This window comes from Actinomadura sp. 7K534, assembly GCF_004348575.1.
GTDB lineage: Bacteria > Actinomycetota > Actinomycetes > Streptosporangiales > Streptosporangiaceae > Spirillospora > Spirillospora livida.
Window position 1 is genome coordinate 1 of sequence record NZ_SMKB01000378.1, and the last position, 4,523, is coordinate 4,523.

The 4,523-nt window shown below is 70.4% G+C and carries 4 protein-coding genes; 2 read left to right on the forward strand and 2 right to left on the reverse strand.

Annotated elements, in window-relative coordinates; all coding sequences use genetic code 11:
* Positions 1 to 171 precede the first annotated feature (171 nt).
* Positions 172 to 1,197 carry an adenylate/guanylate cyclase domain-containing protein gene (locus tag E1266_RS35825; protein ID WP_132054818.1) on the forward strand — a complete coding sequence of 342 codons (1,026 nt, stop codon included), beginning with the start codon at positions 172 to 174 and terminating at the stop codon, positions 1,195 to 1,197.
* A gap of 18 nt (positions 1,198 to 1,215) precedes the next feature.
* Here E1266_RS35825 and bfr read toward each other — a convergent pair whose 3' ends face one another.
* On the reverse strand, positions 1,216 to 1,713 hold the full coding sequence (gene bfr, locus E1266_RS35830) for a bacterioferritin (RefSeq protein ID WP_132054824.1): 498 nt from the start codon (positions 1,711 to 1,713) through the stop codon (positions 1,216 to 1,218).
* 103 nt (positions 1,714 to 1,816) lie between these two features.
* Positions 1,817 to 2,107 carry a (2Fe-2S)-binding protein gene (locus E1266_RS35835; protein ID WP_132054820.1) on the reverse strand — a complete coding sequence of 97 codons (291 nt, stop codon included), beginning with the start codon at positions 2,105 to 2,107 and terminating at the stop codon, positions 1,817 to 1,819.
* A gap of 226 nt (positions 2,108 to 2,333) precedes the next feature.
* Here E1266_RS35835 and glgX point away from each other — a divergent pair, with 226 nt between their 5' ends.
* Positions 2,334 to 4,502: a glycogen debranching protein GlgX gene (glgX, locus tag E1266_RS35840; protein ID WP_207946126.1), complete on the forward strand. Its 2,169-nt coding sequence runs from the start codon at positions 2,334 to 2,336 to the stop codon at positions 4,500 to 4,502.
* Positions 4,503 to 4,523: the final 21 nt, after the last annotated feature.

Genomic DNA, 4,523 nt, shown 5'->3' on the forward strand with positions numbered 1-4,523 from the left:
GGCGGGGACAGCGCGGTGAGCGCGGGCGACGTGGTGCACGTCCGGTGAACGGGGAACGGCGATCCGCGGTCCGCACGTTGACCGTCATGCTGATCTGCGACGATATGTCCCGGTACCGATCCATGACGGCGGTGTCCCGGTCCGGGGCGGCGGCGGGCTGAGGGGCGGAAGATGGCGGCCGGATTGCCGGATCCGAAGGAGATCGAAGAGCTCCTGCTCGGGGGCGAGCTGCGCTACACCCGTGTCGACGCGGTCCGGCTCTCGGGGGTGTCGCAGGAGTTCTCCGGGAAGGTCTGGCGCGCGTTCGGCTACCCGTCGATGCCGGACGAGACCGTCGCCTACACCGAGGGCGACATCGCGGCGCTGGAGCGGCTCGGCCGCCTCGTCGCCGACGGGATCCTGGACGAGGACGGGGTGATCCGGCTGGTCCGCGCCTTCGGGCAGACCATGAGCCGGCTCGCCGAATGGCAGGTCAGCCTGCTGCGCAGCATGCTGCCGCAGGAGCCGAACGAGGCGCCGTCCGCGGAGGCGGTCGAGACGATCGTGGACATCGCCGAGAAGCACATCGGGGAGTTCGAGCCGCTGGTCGTGCACGCCTGGCGGCGGCAGCTCGCCGCCGCCGGGACCCGGGCGCTCGGCGCGGCCGCCACGCGGGAGAACGGCGACCCGGCCGGGCGGCCCATGACCACGGTCGGGTTCGCGGACATGGTGTCGTTCACGCAGGTCAGCCGGGAGCTGGAGGAGATCGAGCTGGCCCGGGTGGTGGAGTGGTTCGAGGAGACCGCCGCCGACATCGTCGCCTCGCTCGGCGGCCGGCTGGTGAAGACGCTCGGCGACGAGGTGCTGTTCAGCGCGGAGACCCCGGAGATCGGCGCGGAGATCGCGCTGACCATCGCGGCGACCATCCAGGACGAGACCGAGGTGCCCGACGTCCGGGTCGGGGCGGCGTACGGGCCGGTGCTGCCGCTGATGGGCGACGTGTTCGGCACGACCGTCAACCTCGCGGCGCGGCTCACGTCCCTGGCGCGCCCCGGCTCGGTCGTGATCGACGGCGAGCTGGCGGCGCGGCTGGAGAAGCGGCCGGCCTACGAGGTGACGCGCATCGTGCGGCGCCCGGTCCGCGGGCTGGGCATCATCCAGCCGTACGTGCTGCGCCGCAAGCCGGCGGCCGGGCCCGCGGACCCCGGGGCGCCGTAGCGGTCCGGGCGGGGCGGCTCAGACGGGCGAGGTGCCGTCGTCGCCGGGGTATCCGGTGAGCCGCTGCTTGTAGTTCTGCTCCCCGAGCTCCTGGACGAGGCTCAGCTCGGTCTCCAGGTAGTCGATGTGCTCCTCCTCGTCGGCGAGGATGTCCTCGAAGATCCGCGCGGAGGTGACGTCGCCGCGCGAGCGCATCAGCTCGATGCCGGGACGCAGCCGGGCCACGGCCTCCCGCTCGACGGCGAGGTCCGCCTCGAGCTGCTCGACGATGGTCTGCCCGATCCGCAGGGTGCCGATCTTCTGGTAGTTCGGCAGCCCCTCCAGGAACAGGATCCGGTCGGTCAGCCGCTCCGCGTGCCGCATCTCGTCGAACGACTCGTCGCGGGTGTGCTTGGCGATGCGGGTGAAGCCCCAGTGCTCCTGCATCTTCGAGTGCAGGAAGTACTGGTTGATCGCCGTGAGCTCCGCGGTGAGCTGCTCGTTGAGCAGCGCGATGATGTCCTTGTCGCCTTCCATGGTCCCCATGCTTCCACGATCAGCGCTTTCTAGACAGCACTGGCCCCCGCGACGGCGCTCTCCGCCCCTCGCGGGCGGCGCCATGCGGGTGTCCGGGGACGGTTCAGGCGGCGGTCTGCGGAGCGGTCCCTCCCTCGGCGGCGTCGGGGACGATCTGCGGAGCGGCCGGCGCCTCGGCGACGGCGGCCAGGGGCAGCGGGCCGCCGGTCAGGGCGTCCGCGAGCTCGTCGGCCGTGCGGTACTCGCTGACCATCGTGTGGATGCGCTTGGTGCACATTCCGCACCCGGGCTTGAAGCCGCAGGCGGCCTTGACCTCTTTGGCCGTCCTGCAGCCGTTGGCCAGGCAGCCGTGAACGTCGTCCTCCGTGACGACGTTGCAGATGCACACGTACATGCGGCTTCGCGGACCTTCCGTGCGGCGCTGAACCACTCCACGTGCCTGACCTGGGGAGCTTAGGGCACCCTCAATAAGGTAAGGCTCCCCTAAGGTAGCTCAGTCATGTCCGTTCTGGCCAGAGGCATCCCAATCGGTGCCGGTGTGATCTAAACCGCAGGGGGAAAGGCTCTCCCGTGCGCCGCCGCGTCCGAGACGGCGGCGCGTCATGACGAGGAGCGGGACAGTGGCGCAGATCTGGCCAGGGGACGCCTACCCGCTCGGAGCCCGGTTCGACGGCGCGGGCACGAACTTCGCCCTCTTCTCCGAGGTGGCGGAGCGGGTGGAGCTGTGCCTGTTCGACGGGCCGGCCGGCGACGGCGAGGAGACCCGGATCGACCTTCCGGAGGTGGACGCCTTCGTCTGGCACGGGTACCTGCCGGGCATCATGCCGGGACGCAGATACGGCTACCGGGTGCACGGGCCGTACGACCCGCCGCAAGGGCTGCGGTGCAATCCGGCGAAGATGCTCCTCGACCCGTACGCGCAGGCCATCGAGGGCGCGGTCGACTGGGACGAGGCGTGCTTCGGCTACAACTTCGGCGACCCGTGGTCGCGCAACGACGCCGACTCGGCCGGGCACACGATGCGGTCGGTGGTGGTCAGCCCGTACTTCGACTGGGGGGACGACCGCCCGCCCCGGATCCCGTACCACGAGACGGTCATCTACGAGGCGCACGTCAAGGGCCTCACCGCCCGGCACCCGGAGATCCCTCCGAGCCTGCGCGGCACCTACGCGGGCCTCGCGCACCCCGTGATCATCGACCACCTCCGCTCGATCGGGGTGACGGCGGTCGAGCTGATGCCCGTGCACCAGTTCGTCCACGACGACGCGCTGACGAGCCGCGGGCTGCGCAACTACTGGGGCTACAACACCATCGGCTTCTTCGCGCCGCACAACGAGTACTCGTCGTCGGGCCACCGGGGCGAGCAGGTGCTGGAGTTCAAGGCGATGGTGAAGGCGCTGCACGAGGCCGGCATCGAGGTGATCCTCGACGTCGTCTACAACCACACCGCCGAGGGCAACCACCTGGGCCCGACGCTGTCGCTCCGCGGCATCGACAACGCCTCGTACTACCGGCTCACCGAGGACGACCGCCGCTATTACATGGACACGACGGGCACCGGGAACAGCCTGCTGATGCGCAGCCCGCACGTGCTGCAGATGATCATGGACTCGCTGCGGTACTGGGTGACCGAGATGCACGTGGACGGGTTCCGCTTCGACCTCGCCGCGACGCTCGCCCGCGAGCTGCACGAGGTCGACCGGCTGGCGGCGTTCTTCGACCTCGTCCAGCAGGACCCGGTCGTCTCCCAGGTGAAGCTGATCGCCGAGCCGTGGGACATCGGCGAGGGCGGCTACCAGGTCGGCAACTTCCCGCCGCTGTGGACGGAGTGGAACGGCCAGTACCGCGACACCGTGCGCGACTTCTGGCGCGGGGAGCCGGACACGCTGCCCGACTTCGCGTCCCGGCTGACGGGCTCGTCCGACCTGTACGCCGACGACGGCCGCCGCCCGATCGCCTCGATCAACTTCGCGACGTGCCATGACGGGTTCACGCTGAACGACCTCGTCTCCTACGACCACAAGCACAACGAGGCCAACGGCGAGGGCAACCGGGACGGCAGCGACGACAACCGGTCGTGGAACTGCGGCCACGAGGGGCCGACCGACGACCTGGACGTCCTCGCGCTGCGCGAGCGGCAGAAGCGCAACTTCCTGACCACGCTGTTCCTGTCGCAGGGCGTGCCGATGCTGCTGCACGGCGACGAGATGGGCCGGACGCAGGACGGCAACAACAACGCCTACTGCCAGGACAACGAGCTCTCCTGGGTCGACTGGACCGGGTTGCGCCAGGGCATGTTCCCCGACGAGCGCGGACCGCTGCTCGACTTCGTCCAGCGGCTGTCCCGGCTGCGGACGGAGCATCCGGTGTTCCGGCGGCGGCGGTTCTTCATGGGCGACCAGCGGCGGGCGAAGGGCGGCCGGGCCGCGAAGGGCGGGCCCGAGGACCTGCCGGACCTCGTCTGGTTCACCCCGGGCGGCACGGAGATGGGCGACCGGGACTGGACGGCGGGCTTCAACAAGTCCTTGAACGTGTTCCTGAACGGCGACGCGATCGGCGAGCCCGACCAGCGGGGCAGGCAGGTCAGGGACGACTCGTTCCTCCTGCTGATCAACGCGCACGACGGGGACCTCACGTTCACGCTTCCGCCGGCCGTGTACGGGCAGATGTGGATGAAGGTGCTCGACACCGCGGACCCGCTGCTGGCCGAGGAGGAGTCGCCCGTCGTGAAGGCCCGCGAGAACGTCCCGGTCCATGCCCGGTCCACCCAGGTGCTGCGCCGTGTCTGAACCCGCTCCCGAGCCCGAACC

Bases quoted from the DNA above. Each gene is read 5' to 3' on its own strand.
- E1266_RS35825 (WP_132054818.1), top strand. From the start codon at position 172: ATGGCGGCCGGATTGCCGGATCCGAAGGAGATCGAAGAGCTCCTGCTC.
- bfr (WP_132054824.1), bottom strand. From the start codon at position 1,713: ATGGAAGGCGACAAGGACATCATCGCGCTGCTCAACGAGCAGCTCACC.
- E1266_RS35835 (WP_132054820.1), bottom strand. From the start codon at position 2,107: ATGTACGTGTGCATCTGCAACGTCGTCACGGAGGACGACGTTCACGGC.